General features: G+C 40.8%; 14 protein-coding genes. 3 read left to right on the top strand and 11 right to left on the bottom strand.

What is annotated here, in order from left to right; translation table 11 throughout:
• The first annotated feature begins 200 nt into the window (after window positions 1-200).
• The 3 genes from Q0954_RS14170 (at window position 201) to Q0954_RS14160 (ending at window position 2,186) form a co-directional block, all read left to right on the top strand.
• On the top strand, window positions 201-956 hold the full coding sequence (locus tag Q0954_RS14170; protein WP_299457911.1) for a metallophosphoesterase: 756 nt from the start codon (window positions 201-203) through the stop codon (window positions 954-956).
• A gap of 21 nt (window positions 957-977) precedes the next feature.
• Window positions 978-1,442, top strand: a complete 465-nt coding sequence (locus Q0954_RS14165; RefSeq protein WP_299457909.1) for a nucleoside deaminase — start codon at window positions 978-980, stop codon at window positions 1,440-1,442.
• 120 nt (window positions 1,443-1,562) lie between these two features.
• The gene (locus Q0954_RS14160; RefSeq protein ID WP_299457907.1) at window positions 1,563-2,186 is read left to right on the top strand and encodes a superoxide dismutase; all 624 of its coding nucleotides are present in this window, start codon (window positions 1,563-1,565) and stop codon (window positions 2,184-2,186) included.
• 107 nt (window positions 2,187-2,293) lie between these two features.
• On the opposite strand, the gene Q0954_RS14155 is transcribed toward Q0954_RS14160, so the two are convergent.
• From Q0954_RS14155 to Q0954_RS14105, 11 genes are all read right to left on the bottom strand, one after another.
• Window positions 2,294-3,469, bottom strand: a complete 1,176-nt coding sequence (locus tag Q0954_RS14155) for a leucine-rich repeat domain-containing protein (RefSeq protein WP_299457905.1) — start codon at window positions 3,467-3,469, stop codon at window positions 2,294-2,296.
• Between the two features lie 23 nt (window positions 3,470-3,492).
• On the bottom strand, window positions 3,493-6,423 hold the full coding sequence (locus Q0954_RS14150) for an NHLP bacteriocin export ABC transporter permease/ATPase subunit (RefSeq protein WP_299457904.1): 2,931 nt from the start codon (window positions 6,421-6,423) through the stop codon (window positions 3,493-3,495).
• A gap of 80 nt (window positions 6,424-6,503) precedes the next feature.
• A complete protein-coding gene (locus Q0954_RS14145; protein ID WP_299457903.1) occupies window positions 6,504-6,932 on the bottom strand; it encodes an alkyl hydroperoxide reductase in 429 nt (142 codons plus the stop codon).
• A gap of 134 nt (window positions 6,933-7,066) precedes the next feature.
• A complete protein-coding gene (metK, locus tag Q0954_RS14140; RefSeq protein WP_299457902.1) occupies window positions 7,067-8,320 on the bottom strand; it encodes a methionine adenosyltransferase in 1,254 nt (417 codons plus the stop codon).
• A 321-nt stretch (window positions 8,321-8,641) separates the two neighbouring features.
• Window positions 8,642-10,192 carry a PorP/SprF family type IX secretion system membrane protein gene (locus tag Q0954_RS14135; protein WP_299457901.1) on the bottom strand — a complete coding sequence of 517 codons (1,551 nt, stop codon included), beginning with the start codon at window positions 10,190-10,192 and terminating at the stop codon, window positions 8,642-8,644.
• Between the two features lie 17 nt (window positions 10,193-10,209).
• Complete coding sequence (locus tag Q0954_RS14130; RefSeq protein WP_299457899.1) at window positions 10,210-17,856, bottom strand: ELWxxDGT repeat protein; 7,647 nt, start codon at window positions 17,854-17,856, stop codon at window positions 10,210-10,212.
• A gap of 249 nt (window positions 17,857-18,105) precedes the next feature.
• Window positions 18,106-18,543: a DUF2452 domain-containing protein gene (locus Q0954_RS14125; RefSeq protein ID WP_002701479.1), complete on the bottom strand. Its 438-nt coding sequence runs from the start codon at window positions 18,541-18,543 to the stop codon at window positions 18,106-18,108.
• 91 nt (window positions 18,544-18,634) lie between these two features.
• Complete coding sequence (locus Q0954_RS14120; protein WP_299457895.1) at window positions 18,635-19,846, bottom strand: molybdopterin molybdotransferase MoeA; 1,212 nt, start codon at window positions 19,844-19,846, stop codon at window positions 18,635-18,637.
• A 17-nt stretch (window positions 19,847-19,863) separates the two neighbouring features.
• Complete coding sequence (locus tag Q0954_RS14115; RefSeq protein WP_299457893.1) at window positions 19,864-21,063, bottom strand: hypothetical protein; 1,200 nt, start codon at window positions 21,061-21,063, stop codon at window positions 19,864-19,866.
• A 183-nt stretch (window positions 21,064-21,246) separates the two neighbouring features.
• A complete protein-coding gene (gene thrS, locus Q0954_RS14110; protein ID WP_299457891.1) occupies window positions 21,247-23,199 on the bottom strand; it encodes a threonine--tRNA ligase in 1,953 nt (650 codons plus the stop codon).
• A gap of 207 nt (window positions 23,200-23,406) precedes the next feature.
• Window positions 23,407-24,012, bottom strand: a complete 606-nt coding sequence (locus tag Q0954_RS14105; RefSeq protein WP_299457890.1) for a SiaB family protein kinase — start codon at window positions 24,010-24,012, stop codon at window positions 23,407-23,409.
• Between the last annotated feature and the right edge of the window lie 17 nt (window positions 24,013-24,029).

The raw sequence follows: 24,029 nt of genomic DNA, 5'->3' as shown, positions 1-24,029 counted from the left end.
CATATTTTTTCTATTCTTTTGCTCCAAATGCAGTACGTTGATTCTTAGCAGGTTGACTTATGCTTTTATATTACGGGTTGGTTGCATCTCTTTTGCCAAACAATCTCTTTATCCCCCCTTCTGCTATCTCCCTTTCTATTTCAAACTATTTTTTATATTCTTAGATTCATGCTACATATTTGCAAAAACACTTATACAGCATGAATACTCTCAGGTTTGCTCACTTGTCTGACTTGCATTTGTACAAGTACAAGAATTTTATGTATCATCAACATCATCCTTATCAAAGTTTTTGTAATGTAGTAGATTTGCTGAAACAAGAAGACACATTAGACTTTATATTGATCACAGGAGACATTGCAGCCAAACAGGAAAAAGAAAGTTATTTTCATGTAGACGAGTTGCTGGCACCTTTGGGGATTCCTTATTATTGGCTACCGGGCAACCACGACAGTGCTGTGCTTATGAAGCAAATCGCTCCTAAAGTACAGGTGCAAAATACCAATGTGTTTGAAATCAAAGGAACTCGTTTTATATTGTTAAACAGCACTGATAGGCAAGAAAAGGCGGTGGCGGGCTTTTTGCCTGACGATGAACTTCTATTTTTGAAAAAATCATTGGCAGAAGCCACTAATACTTCTACCATCATTGCGTTACACCATCAGCTTTTGACAACCCCTGGCTCCTGGACAAATAGTTTAGGGTTGACTAATAAAAATGATTTTTATAAAATCATTGACGCATTCCTTCAGGTACGAGCAGTTATCTGTGGGCACATACACCACGCCCACGCCTGGCAACGCAAGGGAGTGCAGTATTTTTCGGCACCAGCTACCTCTTATCAATTTAACCCTTATGCCCCTGAGTTTGCCCTGGATAAGTTGGCTCCGGGGTATCAGGTGTTGAACATACACCCTGAAACACAAAGGGTACATTGTGAAGTAAAAAGAATATAATCACCCATAGAAAAATTCCCAATGCACGACGAGTTTTATATGCAACAAGCTTATAAAGAAGCAGTAGCAGCTTATAACAAAGGAGAAATACCTGTAGGAGCTGTAGTAGTAGTACAAGACAAAATCATAGCTAGAGCTCACAACCAAACCGAACAGTTGTTAGATGTAACTGCTCATGCCGAAATACTTGCAGTAACAGGAGCTGCCAACTACCTGGGAGCAAAGTACCTTAACCAATGTACAATGTATGTAACTCTAGAACCTTGCGTAATGTGTGCTGGTGCTATAGCCTGGTCTCAATTGGGCAGGCTGGTGTTTGGTGCTTACGATCCTAAAAGGGGGTTCTCTCGTATTGAGTCTGCTACTGAAGGTACTAACAACAAAGCGATAACAGTGTTGCACCCAAAAACTGTGCAAGTGGGTGGGGTGCTCGAAAACGAGTGCACAGAACTTTTACAGCGATTCTTTCAAAAATTGCGAAACTAATTTATATTTGTTTTGTTATACATACAATGGTAAGACAATAAGGCACTCAGATGAATGAGGCTGATTTTACCATTTACAACTGTCTTTTAAACATTTTACAACTTAAAAAAGCACGAAATTATGGCATTCGAACAGAAAGCTTTACCTTATGCTTACGACGCACTAGAACCACACTTTGATGCAAAAACAATGGAAATTCACTATGGTAAACACCACGCTGGATATACATCAAAGTTAAATAATGCTATCGAAGGAACCGACTTGGCCAACCATTCTATAGAAGATATATTAAAAAATGCTGGAAGCCACAGCGCTGGTGTTCGCAACAATGGCGGTGGTTTTTATAACCATAGTCTTTTTTGGGAAATTTTGAGTCCCAAAGGTGGCGCTCCAAGTGGAGACCTTGAAACAGCTATCAAAGACGCTTTTGGTTCTTTAGATAATTTGAAAGAAAAGTTTAACGCTGCTGCAGCTACTCGCTTTGGCTCTGGATGGGCTTGGTTGATTGTAGGTGAAGATGGAAAATTGCATGTGACTTCTACGCCTAACCAAGACAACCCTTTGATGGATGTAGCTGAAGTAAAAGGCACTCCTATTCTTGGTTTAGACGTATGGGAGCACGCTTACTACTTAAAGTATCAGAACCGTCGCCCTGATTATATTTCTGCATTTTGGAATATCATCAACTGGGAAAAAGTAGGTGAAAAATACAAAGCAGCCGAAAAATATGCTGCTGCCAAGTAGTTACTTAGTGCACTTATTGTAAACTTGTACTAAATATAGTTAGTCAGGTTTTTATAATAACCAACCTTTTGGTACTTATTGTATCAAAAGGTTTTTTTGGTTTAAGATCAAAAGGTAATGTATGCTTTGCCACACCATTCTTTGATCTTAGCTTGTTCGGTTTTGGGTAGTTGGTTGTTGCGTAGGTACAATGCCTGCAACTTGCGTAGCTGACCTATTTCCTGAGGTAGTGAAGTAAGCATGTTATCGCTCAGGCTTAGGTGTTTTAAGCTTTGAATACTCCCAATAGAGGTGGGTAACTCTTTGATTTTATTCTCTTCCAGATACAATATTTGCAGGTTTTGGAGCTTGCCTATTTCAGCATTAAGCGAGGTAAGTTGGTTGTTGTTGAGCCAAAGTTTTTGCAACTTGGTAAGTTTGGTAACAGCAGCAGGCACTTCTGAAAAATTATTTTTTTGCAGATCTAAAATTTGTAACTTATCTAATTTTGCCAGCTGGGGGGGCAATTGCTGTAATTGGTTGCCTACCAGGTAGAGTTTCTGAAGGTTTTGTAAGGTAAGTATTTCCCGAGGTAGTTCTTTTAAGCGATTGTTTGCTAAATAAAAAGTATGCAAGTTTTTTAACTGTCCTATTTCGTGGGGCAACTGATTGACTCGATTATTATTTAAAATCAACGACTGAAGATTGTTTAGTTGCCCTATAGAGGCAGGCAATTGGGTTAGCTGGTTGTGCTCTAGAAACAAACGTTTTAACTGAGTAAGTTGCCCTATTTCTGGCGGCAGAGTAATAAGCTTGTTATTGGGTATATATAAGTACTGAAGGCTTTTGAGTTTACCAATTTCCGGAGGCAGGGTAGTTAAACGGTTGGCACTTACCCGCAACTCCAAAAGGTGGGTTAGTTTGCCTATTTCCGGAGGTAACTTCTCTAATTGGTTATTGCTCAAAATTAATTTTTGAAGCTTGGTTAGGTCGCCGATTTCTGAGGGTAGTTCTGTGAGTTTATTTTGTTGTAAGTTTAATACCTGAAGGTTTTTAAAAAGGGCTATTTTTTTAGAAAGCACCAGCATATCTTTGTTTGCCAGTTTCATCATATATACATCATTGGGTTGCTCCAAAGCAACTTCTAACGATGTATAGATTGGTTTTTTATCCAACTCTATATCGCTCAATAATCCCGGTGAGTTCAAAAAAGGTTCTTCTGTCCCTCCACAGCCTGTCAATACCAAAGATAAAATGCTTGCGTAAATTAATTTGACTACCTTCACCCTTTGTATATTTATCATTTTTTGGTCATTTATGTGTAATGTTATGCCAGTTGCCTGGTTGCCAAATCTTTAAACAACCCCTCCTGATGAATTAACTCTTCGTAGCTTCCTGTTTGAGCTATTTTACCTTGATCAAACACAAAAACTTTGTCTACATTACGAATAGTACTCAGCCGGTGCGCAATCACAATGCGGGTTGCCTGTAGTTTATTCAAGCTTTCTGTAATTACAGCTTGCGTTCGATTATCTAAGGCGCTGGTGGCTTCATCAAACATGACAATGCGCGGCTTATGTACCAGAGTTCTGGCAATAAGCAAACGTTGTTTTTGCCCTCCTGAAAGGGTAGAACCACCCTCACTAATAATTGTATGCATTCCCATAGGCATTTGTTTGATGTCTTCATCAAATGCAGCCATTTTTGCAGCGTTCCAGGCATCATCCATAGTCAATTGTGGTGATGATCCCACAATGTTAGAAAATATATCGCCTGGTGTAAGTTGACCATCTTGCAATACTACACCAATTTGCCGCCTTACCAGCCTTAAATCTAACTTATTTAAATCTTGATTGTCATAAAAAATACTTCCAACCTCAGGTTTCTCAAAACCCAACAACAACCTGATTAGTGTAGACTTACCCGAACCAGATGCTCCTACAAAAGCGACGTACTCTCCTGACCTTAATTGCAAAGATATATTATTTAATACTAATGGGGCATCTTTGTTATATCTAAAATTTACTTTAGATACTTCAATATTCCCTTTCAATCTCCCTGGGTTCGACTTGCGATCATCGTTTTCGGGCAAAGTTTCTAATATTGGGCGTGTACGCTCATATATAGGAAAAACCTGAAATATGGTCAATGAAGCTGCACTCATTGCCAATATCGACGATAAAAAAGCACCATAGGCAGCATTAAAAGCTAAAAATTGACCGGTAGACAATTTTCCCCACTCACTAGAGGAAAAAAAAGTCCAGTAAATAATCCCACTGGCAAGCAGAGGCATCATTGAATTAATGACTGTTTGAATGTTTTCTACCCTTGCTGCTTCAAAAGAAAATTGTTTAGATTTGGTAAAAAGCCTTAGCCAATGATTGAAAGCCCTTATTTCAGTACCCGTTACTCTAAATTTACTTATCCCGTTTAACAACTGTAAAACAATGCCTTGAGTTTTTCCATCATAATTCAAGGCCTGCTTTTCTTTAGAAATTTGCCACCTACCAATCCAATACATGATCAGTACCTCTACCAAAGAAATACCCAAAGCTACTAAGGCCAGTTTTACACTATAATAAAACAATAACAAAAAATTAAGCAATGAAAAAACGCTGCTTAAAATGGCGGTAATTACTACACCCGACAATAATTTACGTATTTCATTAATTCCCATTGCCCGATCTGCCAGGTCGCCTGTAGTAAACTTTCTGAAAAATGAGGCAGGCAAATCCAATAATCTATCCCAAACTGCTGCCTGTAAACTATGGTCCATTTTGGTTTCTATCCGCAACAGTGCAAACCCTTCGGTTAATTCAAACAAAATGTAACCAATTAACGCCATAAACAAGGCAAAACCTACGTGCATTACCTGAGATTTGCCCGCGTTAGGTATTACAGTGTCAAACAACACTCCTGTAAGAATAGGTGTAATGAGTCCTAAACCTGTTCCAGCAAGCCCCATAATAATCAAGATATAAAAATCTCTTTTTTCTTTAAACAAGCCAAATTTGAGGAGGTCTACAAGGGTGATTTTCTTCTGAGGAAATGGTTTATAAAATGTATAAGCTACTTTGTCTATTAGGTGCTGATTCTTTTCGGTAATTCTGAAAGCCTCTTTGGTTACAGGGTTGTAGGCTTCATAACGATTGCCTTTAACAGGCATCAAAGCTATAGGTGTATCGCCTTCTTTCAAAAAGCTGAGCAGTGCTCCAGAGTCTTGTTGCCACCATTTGCCTTCTAGCAGTACCTCACGATACCTTACCTTTGATGCTCTTGCTATATCTCCAATAGGGTCATACCCCTCTTTTGTGTTTTCAAGCGGAGGCACCAGACGTATTTTGGCAGGATCGGCCACTACTTGACAAGCGTTGAACAGTACATCGTCGGTTTGCACCCTTAGGCCTTTGGCGTATTTGTCGGCAGCCTCACGGTTGAGAATAGCCTCAGCATCTTTAAGGGTTTGAATGGTTTTAATGTACTGATTTTGGTATTTGGACTTGAGGCGAATTTGTTCATTACGCGCCACAAAATCAATGGCATTTTTTTCAAGCGAAAACAAAGTGTTATCAAGCGCCTCTAAACCTTGCCAGGCGGCTTCTTGCTGAATTGCTTCGGTAGTACCTATAAATTTTAGCCCCAGATTTCCATTCGACTCCCAAAACGACTCTCGACACAAAGGCAATAAAAGTTCTTGGGTGGGTTGATCAAGCTTTCCTGAACCATTGATGAGTAAGGTATTGGCTTTACGGGGTTTAATTACTGCCCAAACTACCTTTTTTTGAGCCGATATACTGTCGCCTTCTCTCAAAATAACTCGTTCCCCCTTTTTAATTAATACATTTGCCGCTTTATTGGGGTGATTTTCATTTTCTGAAATACCAAAAAACAAATTGGTTACCCAATCACTGATCAAGCCAGCTATTATAGGCGAGTAGTCGGGCATGAGTGCCAATTCTTTCAAGCGGGCAAGGTCGCACTCATACACCAATGTATCTTTGGTGGCATCTGCCGAAAAACCAATGTGATGCATAGAATTCGCAGAATCAAGCCCTAATAAAAGTTGTTGTTGCTCGGCAGTAAAGAAATAAAAGCGTTGCCCTTCTGGTTTGCCACCTTTCAATTGTACAGTATATACATTGATTTGTCCTTGATCAATAAACCATACTTTTCCAGGTTTATCCATCAAAAACGGCGTATTTACCGTCATTTGTATTGGCTTTGCTTCTTGTCTGATAATCTCTAAAAATGCCTCCACAGAAATCTTTTTAAATTGTGTCTGGTAAATTTATAAAGATTTCATGAACCACGCCAGAAGATGTAAAACACAAATGATTTTTATGCCACTTCTTTTATTTTACCTGATGCTTGCTTGTACTGTTTATATGCGCCATACAATACCAAGCCAAAAGGAACAAGCCATACCAGGTCGTTGGTAATATTATGCAATCCAAACACCCACGGCAAAGAACCTTGCATTACGTGTTGCAAAAAACCAATAGGTCCAAACACTTTACCCAAAAAACCTACCAATACAATTCCCCAATGTTTGTAAGGGTTGTAAGAGGCTACCCAATAAGCTATTCCATAACAACCTACAATCATTCCTACTGCCTGCCAGATAGCTGCATAATTGGGGCGGGGCAAATGTGCTAAATCAAAAAAATGAAAAGGAAATAAGGTGACCCAGGCTCCCCATAGTATGTTGTAAATAGCTGCCATGCGCAGCATAGTAGTCATCCATTTCGGAAACGATCTTTCTTGCATATGTATACATTAATTTGTTGTATCATCACAACTTTGCTATATACATGTTTGTTTGTATTCAACTATTAAAAAAGCCCTCTAAACATTTAAAAATGTTTAGAGGGCTTTTTTATGTTTTCGGTTTCGTTGGATAACTACAAGCCAAAAGCTGCCTTTACCTTATCTACATAATCTAATTTTTCCCAGGTAAACAAATCAACTTCTACAGTCTTTTCATTTGATTTCCCTGCATTGAAAGTTTTGGTTATGGTTTCAGACTCACGCCCCATGTGGCCGTAAGCAGCTGTTTCCTGATACATCGGGTTACGCAACTTCAACCTTTGCTCAATGTAATAAGGACGCATGTCGAACACTTCTGCTACTTTTTGTCCTATTACAGCGTCGGTCATATCTACCTTGGCGCTTCCGTAAGTATCTACCATAATACTGGTAGGTTGGGCAACACCAATAGCATAAGAAACTTGTACTAAAATTTCGTCAGCTACTCCGGCAGCTACCAAATTTTTGGCAATGTGACGAGAAGCATACGCTGCACTTCTATCTACTTTTGAAGGGTCTTTTCCAGAAAAAGCACCTCCACCATGTGCTCCCTTGCCACCGTAAGTATCAACAATAATTTTTCTACCTGTCAATCCAGTATCTCCATGAGGACCACCAATTACAAACTTACCAGTAGGATTGATATGGTATGTAATATCATCGTTGAACAACGCTTGAATATGTTCAGGGAGCTGGGCTTTCACACGAGGAATCAAGAAACTGATAATATCCTCACGAATTTTTGCCTGCATAGCTTCCTCCGTATCGAAATCGTCATGTTGCGTAGATACAACAATGGTGTCTATACGAACAGGTTTATTATCATCACTATATTCAATAGTTACTTGAGATTTTGCATCAGGTCTAAGATATTTAATATCGCTTGCTTCGCGTCTCATATCCGCAAGCTCTTTCAGAATTTTGTGCGACAAATCTAAGGCTAGTGGCATATAGTTGGCAGTTTCGTTGGTCGCATAACCAAACATCATTCCCTGATCACCCGCGCCTTGTTCTTCTGGCTTTTGTCTATCTACACCTTGGTTAATATCAGGAGATTGTTCGTGGATAGCAGACAAAACACCACAAGAAGTTGCTTCAAACATGTATTCTGACTTGGTATAACCAATTTTCTTGATTACTTCTCTTGCTATTTCCTGTACATCAAGGTAAGCATCAGACTTCACTTCACCTGCCAAAACAACCTGTCCAGTAGTTACAAGAGTTTCGCAAGCCACTTTTGAGCTAGGGTCATAAGCTAAAAAATAATCGATAAGTGCATCAGAAATCTGATCAGATACCTTATCAGGGTGTCCTTCCGAAACTGATTCAGACGTAAACAAATATGCCATTGAGTCTATTTAATATTGTTTCCTAATTAATTTAAAAAGCAGCCAAAGTTAAAAGAATTTTATCGAAAAAAGAAAAGCACCACCGGGATTCATTCTAGCCTATGTAGAAAGTTCTAAATCCCCCAACAAAAATAACCTTTTAAAATAAAGAAGAACAGGGTATATTCAACAAAATAAAATACTGCTTTTTCTACGTTAATGCATAAGACCCAAATTATATCAAAGCAAATATGCCTTTCACCATATTTTTCACTCTCAGACAAATAAAAAAGGAGAACCTAGTAACTCACAGGCTCTCCTTTTTTAGTAATTTTTATTCTTCTATTTTTTCTTTTCTTCAGTTTTTATCAACTTAAACTTTACCCTTCGGTTCCTTATTTTACCAAATTCGGTTTTATTAGACGCTACTGGCCTCTTAGAACCATATCCTACGGTTTTTAGTCGATCCGTATCTATTCCTTTATTTACCAGGTATTTTTTCACCGCACTTGCTCTTCTTTCCGAAAGATTTTGATTGGCGTCTTCGGTTTCCCCTATGTTACAGGTATGTCCTTCGAGCTCCAGATAAATGTCAGGGTGTTTTTTAAGAATTACAACAATGTCGTTTAACAATGATTCCGTTGCTTTATTAATATCATCATTGGTATAATAGAAATACGCCGTAGACTTGAGTATCTCAAGGTCACGGGTAGTTAAATTCTTTGGAGGCACATTATCAGCCTTTACAGGATCAGTAGCAATAGTATCACGGCCTATTATTCTACGGTTACGCTTGGTAACTACTACTGTGTAAATAAACTTATCATCTTTTGGTCGTATTGTATCTTGTTTGATCTCATCAGGTTTTGGTTTACGCTTTACTTCTTTTTTACCTATCCTAAACCCTACTTTCAGCTCAAAAGCACTTAACCTTTTCGCCTGACGATCCATACTTAAATCATAACTAAAAGCTACCGAGTACTTGGGTTGGTTCATTTCTACAGACACAATGGCGGCTCCGTTTAACTCATACCAAAGCCCCACTCCTACATTTCCAGGTTTGATAAATCCACTAAATGGTGCATAATTATACCAAAACATAGAACCAATATTCACCTGTCGGTTGCCCCCATCTTGCTGTATCCAACGTATATTAGGCATAATCTTAAGTTTTTCACTCTGGTAAGCAGTAACTCCTCCAGTAAAAACAAGGCTAATGGGTATTCGCTCTTCTTTAGCACTTAACGAAACATTGGGTTGATTGAGGTTTTGCCCCGAAATACCCAGAAAAGCCCTGGTATTAGAGGTAGAGTCTGAATCGGTAAAGTACCAATATAGCCCAGCATTCATGGTTGGGTAGCTAATGGCGGTAATATCAAAAACTTCATTGCTTGCCGCTGTATTCAAAAACTCCCCGTTAATCCATTGACTCCCGGTTGTCAAACGGTCAATGTTGATACTCTGCCAGAAATAACCACCTTGCACACCTAAACTAATGTATTGTGCCCGGCCTATTTGATGGTTATAAGCTGCACCAGCACTTAAACCTGTAATCTGTAATGCTCCGTCTGCTCCTAACCTATCATTTACGGCTGAAAAACCAAAACCTGCTATTCTCCCCCTGGTTTTTGTAATCAGTGGATGAGTGATCGAAAACATAGGGGTTTCAAACGCTGCCCCTACTCCTCCACCTACATTCATTCTACGGTAACTCATAATCGCTTGTGGCTGATTATAAGATGCTATCATTCCAGGGTTTGTTTGCATAGGAGAAAGGTGAAACTGGGAGTAAGAAACCGATTGTGCCAACAACCTGACACTGGTTATCAACACAATGATTAAAACTCCTAGTAATACTTTTCTTGCTTTATGGTGGTTCATTTTCAACTTCATACAATTCTTTATATACATTATCGTACCAACAGCACGTTGCCCGATTTTTTAATTTCTACGCCATTTTTAAACTTTCCTGTCAAATACCATACATAATTTCCTTTAGGCAACGGTTTTTCTTCAAAGGTTCCATCCCAACCTTTGTTTTGAGTCTCACTTGTTTTTATTCCAAATTCGTCGCTTCCCAAAAACTCCGCCTTATCATTACTTTCATATACCAATTTGCCTTCCCGGTTATACACTTTTATGCCCAATGTTTCTACTTGGTTGCCAAAGACCTGGAACAAATCATTTTTCTGATCATTGTTAGGGGTAAACATAGTAGGTACAAATACCTGAAAACTTAGAACCCTTACTACAACTGATACCGTAGTATCACATCCTTTACTATTGGCTAGTAATACTGAATAACGCGTCGTTTGCTTAGGAGTCATTGTAGGTGCTCCTAATGTAGCATCCGAAATATTTGCCACATCGGCATCGGTATCTGCCGTCCAGGCAAAAGTAGCCGCATCGGTAGCAGTAGCAGCCAGTATAACTGACTCGCCCACTGTAATGGTAGCAGTATCTCCTACTGAGTTTACCAGTAAGCTTCCAGAACTTGTAGGAGTGATCTTAGCATCAGTTACATATTGACGTCTATCTTCTATAAGGAAAGAAATAATGTTAGAAGTACACCCTCCTGCATCGGTCACCTGTACATTATAAGTCCCCGGAGTCAAATCTGTAATGTCTTTTGTAGTAGCATTATAAGCAGCATCACCTGTCTTAGTCCAAAGATAGGTATAAGGTGCTCCACCAAAACCTCCCGAAACTGTGGTAAGTGCTACTGCTCCACCACCAGCTCCATTAGGCGTACAGTTTTGAGCATTGGTAGTATCGCCTACAATTGTAAAGTTAGTAGGATCGTTTACTACCACATCAAATACTACTGGAATACGGGCATTGTCTCCAGCAGAATCATCAGCTCCTTTGGCTCCAGACGCTGTGACAGGAGTGACGTAGTAAATAAAATTACCTAAATTATTTTGCGTAATTCGTAAGGTATCAGATGACAACCCACTATTGGTAGACTCTCCCAGTTTGGTACCACCAGTTGAAGCATCATACCACTCAAATTTCGCAGCGTTGGCATCCACTCCTTTGAGTCTTACTTGCCCACCCTCGCAAATTTGAGGTGATAAAGCACTTGCAGTAATACTATAAGGGAAAATGCTTACCCTGGCTGTATCTGAGAAGTTTTCACAATTGGTATTGGTTACTATCTCTTTGGCGTATACTTCGCCTGTACCGGCAGTAGCCGCCCACTTTACAGTAATTTGGTTGGTACCAGCACCCGATTGAATCGTTCCTCCCGTTACTGTCCAGGCATAAGTACTCCCTGTATTATTGGTGGTAAGCGCATAGGTTCTTACATTATTCACATACACAGAGTCAGTATTATCAGTTAATTGAGGTTTTATTGGTGTACGTTTTACAGTAACCGTTTGCTCATTAAAATCTCCACTACAGTTCGTACTTTTGATTTTGGCCAATACTCTAAATTTCGCGTCAGCTACATCTAACCCACTAAACGGTAAATTATTGCTCCACCTGATTTTTACCTCAGTAGAATCAGCCGTGTTAGTAGACACTATTTGTCCATCACTGGCATTTACTATGCTCCAAGAGTATATGTAGTTAGCATCTGGCGAAGTAATAGTATAAGTAGCTTCATAAGTGGTACCAGTAGTAAACGCACAGATATTCATATCACCAGTAACAGTTGGAGCTGTAGGTTTGGTAAAAATAGAAACATTGAATGTTGCCGTGGTGGTAGCACATGCCAGTGGGTCGGTCTCAGTCAATGTAAGGGTTCCGGCTGTAGCATCAGTCCAGGTGACCGAAATCTGATGAGTACCTGCCCCATTGTCTATAGTTCCACCTGTAATCACCCAATTATAGGTATTGCCAGCATTGTTGGGGGTAGAGTAAATGGTTCCAGCTACGTTCTGGCAAGCAGTAGTAGCTCCTGTAATTACAGGGGTTGGGTTTACATTGGCGCTTGCTGTTACTTTACAAGCTCCATTATCCTCTTCTACACTTATCGATTTAGCGCCTGAAGTGCCCCAGGTTACGGTAATAGAATTAGTACCTTGCCCCGAAGCTACTGTACCTCCATTGACTGTCCAGGTATAAGTGTTTCCTGATACTGCTGCCGTAGAATAGGTAGTTTGTTCTGCGATACAGTTTCCTACAATTCCTACTAAAGCAGGAGTGGGCACAGGTTTGATGCTAATATTCTTCACAATTTGTGCGGTACATCCTCCAATACTCTCATCCAAGGTAATAGAGCCTACAGTACCCACGCCCCAATCTACAGTGATGGATGCAGTACCAGCTCCTGATTGAATGGTTCCCCCTGTAACATTCCAAACATAAGTGTTGCCTGTGCTTCCGGCGTTATAAGTAACTGTAGTTCCAGTACAGGCAAGGTTAGTTCCTGAAATTGTCGGGGTAGGGTTGGCATTAATCGTTGCTACTACCGGTACACGGTCAGTTTCGCAAGTGCCATTAAATAAACTTACATAATAAGTAGTAGTGGCAGTAAGACTTGGAGTAGTAAAGCTTGAGTTTTGCCCCAAACTTGTGGTACTAGTTGGGTTATCATACCAACGGTATTGCCCATCAACTCCTCCTGTAGCCGATAGTGTCACTGTACCAGGTCCACAGTTTTCGCCAGCAGTTGCTACGGGGTCAGCCACACCTGCACTTACAGTTGCATCTACCTGAGTAAGTGTGCTTTCTGTGTTTCCGCAGCTTGCATCCAATATACTTACATAAAAACTTTTAGTAGCACCAACAGAAGGCGTAGTAAATGTAGTATCTAAATGGTCTGTACTGGTTTTAAGTAAGGTAGTCTGATCAGCATCATACCATTTGTAAACTTGCCCTCCAGTAGCTCCAGAAGCATCCAGTAAAAATGTTCCTGCGCCACAGCGTGCAGCTGGAATAGCCACTGCTGTAGGAGCTGTTGGTGAAGTACCTGCACTATTGATAATGGCTGTTACCTTAGAGCGGCTACCTTCACAAGAGCCATCAGCCTTGGCAATTGCCACGTAAAAATCACGGGTGGAAGCAAGACTTGGGGTAGTATAGGTATTGTCGTTTTCGTCAGCTGACAATTTCAAATGCGATGTAGTAGAAGCGTCTAAATACCATTTGTAGACTTGCCCTGCACCCGCGCCATTGGCAGTAAGGGTCACAGTACCAGCTTCACACCTTGAAGCATCAACAACGGCAGGCGTAGGCAACTGTTCTATAGTGGCAGTCACCTCTACCCGGTCGGTTTCACAACTTCCATTATAAAAGCTTACATAGTAGCTACTGGTAGTTGATAAGTTTGTAATAGTAAAAGAACCCGTGTTACTTTCCAGTAAAGTTCCTGCGGTTGCTGCATCATACCACCTAAACTCTTCTCCGGCAGCAGGGGCAGTAGCATCTGCTTTTGCTGCTGTCAAAACAATGTCACCTGTACCACAGCGAGACTGATTGGTTACATTAGGAGGAGTTCCACCTGAACTTGTAACAGTCACAGTTACAGGTACCCGATTACTTTCGCCTCCACAAGCATTGTTATTAATGCTTACATAATAAGTAGTAGTAGCAGTTACTCCAATTGAAAAGTTTGGAGAAGCATCATCCTGTAGCAAGTTTCCTCCAGTAGATGCATCATACCAACGATAAGTTTCTCCACTGGCTGCCAAACCTGAGGCAGTAAAGTCGGCATTTCCAGCTCCACATCGAGTGTCAGGTGTAGCGGCTGCTGTAGGGTCAGCGGGTGTCCCCGGAAAAATAGTTGCAATGACCTCTACCCTATCACTTTCACAGGTGCCGTTGATAATACTTACAAAATAACTTGTTGTGGTGGCAATAGAAGGTGTTGTAAAATTAGGGTCAGCAGCATTGGCTGATTCTTTCAACATATTGCCACCCGTAGCAGCATCATACCAGCGATATTTCATTGGTCCGGTAGCTCCACCCGCGCTTAGGTTTACAGTACCTGTACCACAGTTTGACCCGTTGGTTACTGTAGGCTCAGCAGATGCGCCATTGATAGTCACAGCATAGTCAGCTGTCGTAACAACACAACCATCAGGAGTGGTTTCGGTTACCTTTACAGTGGCTGCTCCAGGCGTTCCCCATTCTACCGTAGCCGAGGCAGTACCCTGACCTGTGGTAATGGTACCATTGGTTACTTCCCAATTATAGGTATTTCCGGCATTGTTGGTAGTAGTATAAGTCTCTGTTTGAGCAGGACAAGCAGTGGTGGCTCCTGCCACTGCCGGAGTAGGATCTGCATTTACGGTCACGTTTATCGGAACACGGGCGCTTTCGCAGGTAGCCCCAGCTATGGCTACATAGAAAGTATGGCTGCCCGCAGCAAGGCTTGGTGTAGTAAAAGTAGCATTAGTACCCTGTGAAGTACCACCGGTAGCGGCTAAATACCAACGGTAATTGCCATCGCTTGAACCAGTGGCGGTTAAATCAACCGTACCTGTACCACACCTAGACTGATCTCCCCCAGAAGTTGGGGCACTAGGTCCTCCTATGAGCAGTACGGCATAGTTAGAAGCCTCCGCAGCGCAGGCTCCGTTTTGTACAAAAGCCCTGAAAAAAGTATTGGAAGTCAAATTTGAGAAAGGTAAAGTAGTGAGTCCTGCTGAGCTTGGAACTTCTGTCCAGGTGGTTCCATCAGTAGACGATTCCCACTTTGTAACTGTTCCAGTGGCGTCTTGTAAGGTAAGGTTTCCGGCAACACTTGCACAAACTGCTCGACCAGTAGTCACAAATCCGCTTGGGTTACTGATATAGTATCGTCGAACTATTTGATTTACCTTATCACCTACATAAATATTTTGTTCCAAATCGGCATAAATACTGCCTGGGTAATTAAATTTAGCTGCCTGAGCAGTTCCATTCGTTAACCCTCTGTCATTGGCTATACCAGCAATAGTAGTGACCTGCCCTCCGCTAATCTTACGAATCACTTGGTTTCGGGTATCAGCTACATACACGTTCCCTACCATATCTACTGTAATGCCTGTGGGGTGATTGAAACGAGCAGAGGCTGCCGCACCATCTACGTACAAAGCATTTGTTTGAGAAATGTCACCAGCATAAGTAGAAGTAGCGCCACTGGAAGTGGCTACTTGACGAATGATGTTATTGTGACGATCTGCCACAAAAAGGTTACCTGAACGGTCAAGAGCAATGCTGGTAGGAAAGAAAAAACGGGCGATGCTGGCGGTTCCATCAGTTGCACCTGCCGGAAAGACTGTGCCTACCGCTGGTCCTGCCAAAATAGACACTGTATTGGTATTTAAATCAACTTTTTTGATTTTATGATTGTTTTTATCAGCCACATATAAATTACCTGAAAAATCTACAGCTACATCAGAAGGTTCACGAAAACGAGCTGAAGTAGAAGCACCTATTGCATCACCACTAGTGCCATCACCAGCTACTGTAGTAACTGTAGCTGCTCCATCAGGGTTAGCTATAGCACGAATGACATGGTTGTCTTTGTCTGCTACATACAGTATTCCTGCATCGTCAATAGCTAAACCAGAAGGGTGATTAAAGCGGGCATTAGTACCTACTGGGTCATTCACCAAACCACTGGCTCCTACGCTTCCAGCTACAATTGAAACAGTACTATCAGATACCCGAACTTTTTTAATTACATGATTCCTTTCATCTGATACATACAAATATACTCCATCAGGAGATTTTACCATTCCAGCAGGAGCATCAGAGGTGGTTTCGTTACCGTTACTGCCATCGCTTGGGTCAACATTAAAATTGAAACCTGTGGCAAACGAACTTACCTGAAGGCTTGAGCTACTCCCTCCATCTACTACGGTGATTGTGTATTTGGCTTCAATATCACAAATGCCCTTAGTTACCTTGTATGTAATAGTGTAAGCTCCTGATGCCACCCCTGCATTGGGGCAAAGCTCTCCGGTAGAGGCATCAATAGGCAAACCAGTAGGATTAATTGTATAAGTACCCCCAGAAACATCCTCGCCATCTTCACCTGTAAGAGTGGGTGAAGCACAGCCTGCATTTTTACATATCGAGAGGGTTCCATAAGTAAGAGAGGCCGTGGGGCAAGGCTTGGCATACCAGAGCTCGGTACCTATATTCTGATCACCGTCAAAACCAGCAAAGAAAAGTCCGTCTTTGTCAGGCTTTACTCGTACAGCCGTTAATCCAGTAATTTTAGATGCTCCTGAGGCAGTCAATGGGTTAATATCTTTTACTAATACTGTTCCAGCATCTGTACCATCGCTTTTAAAAAGTTCTATTCCTTTATCTCCTCTAAAAGCGGTGAAATATACTATAGACTTAGTGGCTCCATTTACCAACCCTCGTACAGCGGTGAGGTTTTGTGGGCTTGACGGGAAAGAACCTGGTTGGATGTCTTTTACTAAAACAGTACCTGGGGCGGTACCGTTACTTTTCCATAGCTCAGCACCTGTAGTTTCGCCTACTGCTGAGAAGTAACATATACCTCCAACATCTACAAAGCCGGTAGGATTAGAGCTGCTGGTTCCAGGAAAAATATCTTTCAAGCGCCCTACAGTAGAACCATCCGGGCTGATCCAAAGTTCTGTACCGTCAGTGGCATCGTTTGCCGCAAAAAATAAGATATTGTTAGAATTTACCAAGCCTGCGTTAGCATCTACTGTGGTGCCTGCAGGGAAAGTGATTTTTGAAGTATTTCCGGGAGTTCCATCACTTTTCCAAAGGGCGGTACCAGTGCCATCGTCTGCTAAAAAGTAGCAAAGTCCATCTTTCTCTACCAAATTACTGGGATTGGAGCTACCACCAGGGTTAATATCTAACACCATCTGCGTACCAGCTTCTGTTCCATCACTTACCCACAGCTCACGGTTTATTGAGGATCCTCCCCCATCAAAATCAGCATCTGCTGTAAAAAACAGGGTTCCGTTAATATTGGTAAGGTTTTCGGGGTTTGAAGGAATGGTAGGGTCTGCTGGACCACCCACTCCTCCGCCAACTTTTGTATTGTTAATATCTTTTACTAATGAGGCTCCGCCTACTGTTCCATCACTTTTAAAAAGTTCTTGTCGTTTTAAGGGGTGTTGCCCAGCAAAAAACAATGTACCATTTACATTAACCAAAAACTCTCCATTACCTGCTCCCTGGTTTGGACTGGGGCTTCCTGTGGGGTTTACATTCTCGACAAACTCTGTGGTGCCAGTTGCCATATTGGTTCGATACAAAGCACCAGAGTTGGTGCCATCGTTGGCAAAATAGTAGGCGTAGGTTTGTCCTCCAGTGCTAAACTCAGTAAAATAACTTGCGCTAGAACTGTTAGAACTAGCAAAAATATCTGACAAGATACCAGTATTAGGCACCGTACCATCACTAATGTGTGGCTCTTTTCCTACTCCTGAGCCAGTAGCATTAAAGATTAGTTTGTCACCAATTGCGGTGAGTTCACTGGGGTTACTGGAATTATTAAAACCAGGAAAAACATCTATTACTACGGGTTCTTGATGTTGTGCCTGCAGGCTGGAAAAAATAAGGAATTGGCACAGTAAAAAGAAGCTAAACTTTGAAAAGCCCTTCAATGGCTTTGATAAACTTATCATTGTAAGATTTGTGGGTTTAAGTTTAAAAAACAGTGACTCAAAGACACTTGCTTAACTGTAAAAAAAACAGAAAAAACAATATTTCTTTAAACATTTAATTACTAGTCAGTACGAAACTGAGTAATTGATGTTGTTGGAATGCCCCTCAAAATTGGATTTAACTAATTTATTTAAAAACAAAAATGATGAGGCACGGGTTTGCAAACAGGTAATGTACCAAACAAACTATGCCAATTCCTAAGCAGTAAATTAATCTAATACTTCCCAGGTATGGTCGGCTAACAACCTTACTGAAGCAACGAACCTTTCATAGGGCATATTATCCCGCCATTCGTTGGGTGCTATAATTGAAAGTAAGTATTGTTGATTTTTGCGCTGATATAGGTGATATAATCTACCAATCAATGGTGTAAAGCTCATCTCAGCGTTGTAGATGGTTCTTGATATGTCTACCCTTTCTTGAATTTTTTTTGCCTGAACCGCCAGCAATTCTACTTGCTTTTGTATTTGCGCCAATTGCATATCGGTTTGTTCTTCCATAGCTGCAATTGCCTGCCCTTTGATTTGCCCTTTTTTAGTAGGCTCTATTTTAAAACCTCCTACTGTGTGTGCATAAGGCAAAGTACTTGGGTTTTCGGTAATTTTATCTTTGTCAATGGGATTTACAAAAACTTTCTTCTCTTCCATATTGGTTTTATAATAAAACTTTAATCTTTTCTTTTAAATTTAAATATATACACTACCTCATAGCAGTATCACTTATCACCAGTATCTTTTACTATATATTGCGAAAAGGTATCAAAGGGTAAACACTTCCTGCCAAAAAGTTTTGTTGATTTTCGGGTAATTCTAAAAATGCGTTGCACTCCAAAAGGTTGGCAAAGTCGCCTGAACCGTGTCCAGGCACTGGATTCGCCCATAATTCACCCTCTTTGTTAATTACGTTTACAGACAAGAAATAAGTTAAATTTCTATCAAACTTAAAGTCCTGTCCTAACTTGGCGTACCTAACAGGGTTGGTTGTTCTCCCTTCTATTTTATCTAAATAAGGGATTACATATTTAAATAAACCCACTAAAGTTGATACAGGGTTACCCGGTAGCCCAAACAATACCTTGTTGTCTTTTTTGCCAAACCACATTGGCTTGCCAGGACGTTGTTTTACTCGATGAAATAGTTTCTCTACATTGAGTTGTTCCATCACGGTAGGTACATAATCTTTTTTCCCTTTAGACACTCCCCCACTGGTGATAATTATATCAAACTCATGAAAAATTGACGTCAATTGTTCTTTTATTAATGTTTGGTCGTCGGGTAGGTGCCAAAGTTGCGCCTGAATGCCTCTATTGGCAAGTGCAGCAGACAACGCATAACTATTAGAACGCCTGATCTGATAAGGAGCCGGGGATTCGTGGGTATCTACCAATTCATTGCCGGTAGATACAATCGCTACTTTGGGCTGACAAGTCACTTTTAGCTCCGTTTTCCCTACAGTTACTGCTACTGCTATTTCAGCATGATCTATAGTTGTATTGGCTGGTACTAATACGTCTCCTGCCTTACGATCTTTGCCTTGTTGGTGTATATTTTGATTCAGTGTTATGTTTTCAGCAGTAATGGTAGCATATCGTTGTCCATCTTGTCCCTCTTCAAACACTATTTCTTCTACTGGAATCACAGCACTTGCTCCTTCAGGGCGCATGGCTCCGGTCATAATCTCCAGGGCTGCATTGTCAACTGCAATCTCAAGAGGTGGGCTCCCCGCAGTTTGTACTCCTATTACCAAAAATTTTGTTTGCCCTTTTTTCCAGTCTTCATAGTTGATGGCTATACCATCCATAGTTACCCGGTCAAAAGGAGGAAAATCTCTATCTGCTTTTATTTCTTCTCTCAATATTCTCCCCAAAGCCTTTGAAGTGGAACAGGTTTCTACTGCTAAATCTATAGGATGATCTAATATTACACGTATTGCTTCGTCTACTGATCTCATGATTGTTTAAAAAAAGCTTATTTTTTATCTTTATTTGTTTCGTTGTAAAAAATCATTTTAGGGTCATTGGTCTGTTGGCGTATGTAAGTTGGCTGACACGCTCTTTTTTGCCATAAATGAATATTTTTGGCAGTACGAAGCAATGGATAACTCAACCATAGCACTAGTAGTATGTTCATTAGCCACTGTTTTGTAGAAGAAAAAGATTGACTTATAGTGTAATACACTTGAAAAAACACCCCCCATAACAATGGGAAAACCACCGCAGCATAACGTTCTGTTTCATGAAAACTGATGCGTTCGGTTAACTGTAGGAAAACAATGTATACTATGGCAACAACCAATAACATCAAGGTAAAGTTATCTAACTTCAATTTTCGTTTTTTCATCCACCAAAACACTACAAGTATACCCACAATAAATCCCCCCCCTCTCACCCACAAAGGAACCGTGACAGGTATGAACCAGGCGCTTACCGCATTGAGGTAATGATCAAGGTTTTGTTTAACTAAAATGTTCCCAAAAATGTTATACGCTGCAGGGTGTAGCCCCTCCTTGGCAATTTGCATCCCTACCAAAGTCCATATAACCCAACCCGACACTGCCAAAACTCCATATAAAACAGTTCGCCAAAAGCCTGTTTTTGTAAAAAACCAAAGAGATAAGGTAATGCCTGCTACCAAAAAAATACCAGGATTGCGTTGCAAACACATAATGAAACTTACTACTATCATTGCCCAATAATATCGTGCTTGAGGTTGGCGCTGGTATTTATACAACAACACCATCAACCAACCTATTAAAGCCACAAATAAGGGTTCTGACCAAATAAAATGATGAATAAGCTGCAGAGGGGTGGCTATGCCCAGGCTCAACGCAAAGAGTATTTTACTGACGTAACTAGGCAAGGTTTGGCGACACAGGTAAATGAAACTCCATAAAATACTTACCAGACAAACGGTATTCAAATATTTTGACAATTGCAAACGGTGTTCACCCAGCAAAGATAAAATTAAGGAATAAAGGGGGACATGATCTATATGAGGGGTGTCATCAGCATGGAGTAGGGTATAATTCTTGGCAAAACTTTTAGCAGAGGCAAGGTATTGGTTAGAATCGTAGGTAATGCCAGGCGCACATTGGGTACTGTATAGTTGTAGCGCTACAGCTACGGCAACAGCCACTAATAAGTACCAATGAGCCTTGATCAATTTCATAAAATACACTTCTTAAACCATATTTACCCTCTATTTGGTGCTCACAAAAATACAATGGATTTTGTGAATCACTATTTTTTTAACTTTTATAGTTCTTACATTCAACATAAAAAAACACCTGTTTGAATGCCCATAAAACATTCAAATAGGTGTGTATATATTATTGATTGACTATGATTTGGTCTATGAAAACTTCATCACAGCATTGGTTTCTGCTTTAAAGTTCTGGATAAACTCTTCTAGTGTAATACTTCCCAGATTGCCTTCGCCTTGCTTACGAATAGACACTTTGCCTTCTTCGGCTTCGCGTTCTCCTACAATCAGCATAAAAGGAATCTTTTTCACTTCTGCTTCGGCAATTTTCTTTCCGGTGGTTTCAGCACGCTCATCTATATAACCACGAATGTCGTTTTCTTCGAGTTGGGCGTAGACCTCTTGTGCATACTCATGAAACTTTTGCGAAATAGGCAAGATAGCGATTTGCTCAGGAGCCAACCACAATGGAAACTTACCCGCACAGTGTTCAGTTAATACGGCAATAAAACGCTCCAATGAACCAAATGGTGCACGGTGAATCATTACTGGACGATGACGCTCATTGTCACTACCAATGTATTCTAACTCAAAACGATCGGGCAATTGATAGTCTAACTGTACCGTACCCAGTTGCCATTTACGCTTCAGGGCATCTTTTACCATAAAGTCAAGCTTAGGTCCATAAAAAGCTGCTTCGCCTAATTCGGTCACTGTTTTTAAGCCTTTTTGTGCCGCTACATCAATAATAGCCTGCTCCGCCTGCTCCCAGTCTTCATCTTTACCAAAGTACTTGCTTTTATTTTCGGGGTCACGTAACGAAATTTGAGCGGTGTAATCTTCAAAACCTAAGGCGTTGAATACATACAGTACAAGGTCAATTACTTTTCCAAATTCTTCTTTTACCTGCGTTGGTGTACAGAAAATATGCGCATCGTCTTGGGTAAAACCACGTACCCGGGTCAAACCATGCAATTCTCCGCTTTGCTCATAACGGTACACTGTGCCAAACTCTGCCAAACGCAAAGGCAGGTCTTTGTAAGAGCGGGGTTTCGACGCATAAATCTCACAATGGTGTGGGCAGTTCATAGGTTTAAGCATGAACTCTTCTCCCTCTTGTGGGGTGGCTATAGGCTGAAAAGAATCTTCGCCATATTTCTCCCAGTGTCCAGAGGTTTCGTATAATTTTTTGCTACCAATGTGTGGGGTCACTACTGGCGAATATCCAGCTTTGATTTGTGCCCTACGCATAAAGTTTTCTAAACGCTCACGCAACAATGTACCTTTGGGCAACCATAATGGTAAACCTTTGCCTACTCGCTCAGAGAAAGTAAACAGCTCAAGTTCTTTCCCCAATTTACGGTGATCGCGTTTTTTGGCTTCCTCTAACAAAGCCAAGTGTTCTTTCAGCTCTTTTTGTTTAGGGAAAGTGATGCCATATATACGGGTCAGCTGCTTACGATCGGTTTGCCCTAACCAATAAGCTCCTGCCACATTGGTTAATTTGGCTGCTTTGATCAACCCAGTACTGGGGATGTGTCCCCCACGGCACAAATCAGTAAAATTACCTTGGGTATAAAAAGTGATTGTACCATCTTCCAGACGATCGATCAACTCTAATTTGTACTCGTCTCCTTTCTCGGTAAAGTACTCAATGGCCTCAGCCTTGCTTACTTCTTTACGTACAAATTCGTTCTTTTGCTTGGCTAGTTCCAGCATTTTTGCTTCAATCTTAGGAAAAGCCTCTTCATTGATCACCACGTCATCGCCTGTATCAATATCATAATAAAAACCACCGCTTTCTATAGAGGGGCCAATACCAAACTTGGTTCCAGGGTACAATGCTTCTATGGCTTCTGCCAAAAGGTGGGCTGAAGAGTGCCAAAAAGCTTGTTTTCCATCCTCATCTTTCCACGTCAGTAAGCTTACGGTAGCGTCTTCATGAATGGGTCGGCTACTTTCCCACACTTCGCCATTTACTTTGGCAGTCAATACATTACGAGCCAAGCCTTCGCTTATGCTTAAGGCAATCTCGTGTCCGGTAGTTCCAGCGGGGTACTCTCTTACGCTCCCGTCGGGCAAGGTAATTTTGATGTTACTCATGATATAGGTTTAGTAGCTAAACAATGGTGTGCTTTACAAACAGCCCACTCCTTGAGTAGCCTATCCAACAATAAGTCACAAAGATTGTAAAAGTTTTAAGAAGGGAAAATAATAATGGAGAAATTATCGGTTGAGCCCATAATTTGTTATAAAACCAAGCCAGTGATAGGCAAAGAGTTTAGGTCAAATAAGTGTCTCAGTTGATGCTTACACTGTAGATACAGAATTGGGTTTAGGGGTAAGATCAGGCTCAGGAATAGAGTTACGGTCAAGTGTAATAAGGTAAGTAAAATAAGAGTATTTTTCGTCGATTTCTTCAAAATCGAAATTAATTAAATCACCAGATTTGCGTGCCATGTCAACAAAGCCAAGTCCGGCACCACCTTTAGAGCCATACACACCATACTTGATAATGTTACGAAACAGTTTACGCTGCTTGTCACTGCTCAAGCTATTGATGTTTTCTATTTTACGCTCTATAAAAGGTTTTACATCGTTTTTTACAGCATTACCATTGATCAGCAAATACTTGTCATCTCGACGAGACAGCAAAAAGATGGCTTCGTTTTCTGGTTCTATCTCGCTTTCGTTGTACCAATCGCGGGCATGTTTCACCGCGTTTTGCAACGATTCGATCATAATATTGAGTATTCTTCTTCTGATGAGGGGACTTTCCTTAGAACCAATCAGTTTTTTATCTACAATGCGTAGAAAGTAAACCATTAATTCCTGGGTAATTTCGCCCCGATATGAGAAAAGAATAGACTCGGAAGCTACCGTCTTACGTAAATTTCGCAGATCGTCTAATAACATAGGAACGCTGTATTTTA

This window comes from uncultured Microscilla sp., assembly GCF_947493425.1.
Classification (GTDB): domain Bacteria; phylum Bacteroidota; class Bacteroidia; order Cytophagales; family Microscillaceae; genus Microscilla.
The sequence above is the reverse complement of the archived record's forward strand: the minus strand, read 5'-3'. Positions and strand labels throughout refer to the sequence as shown.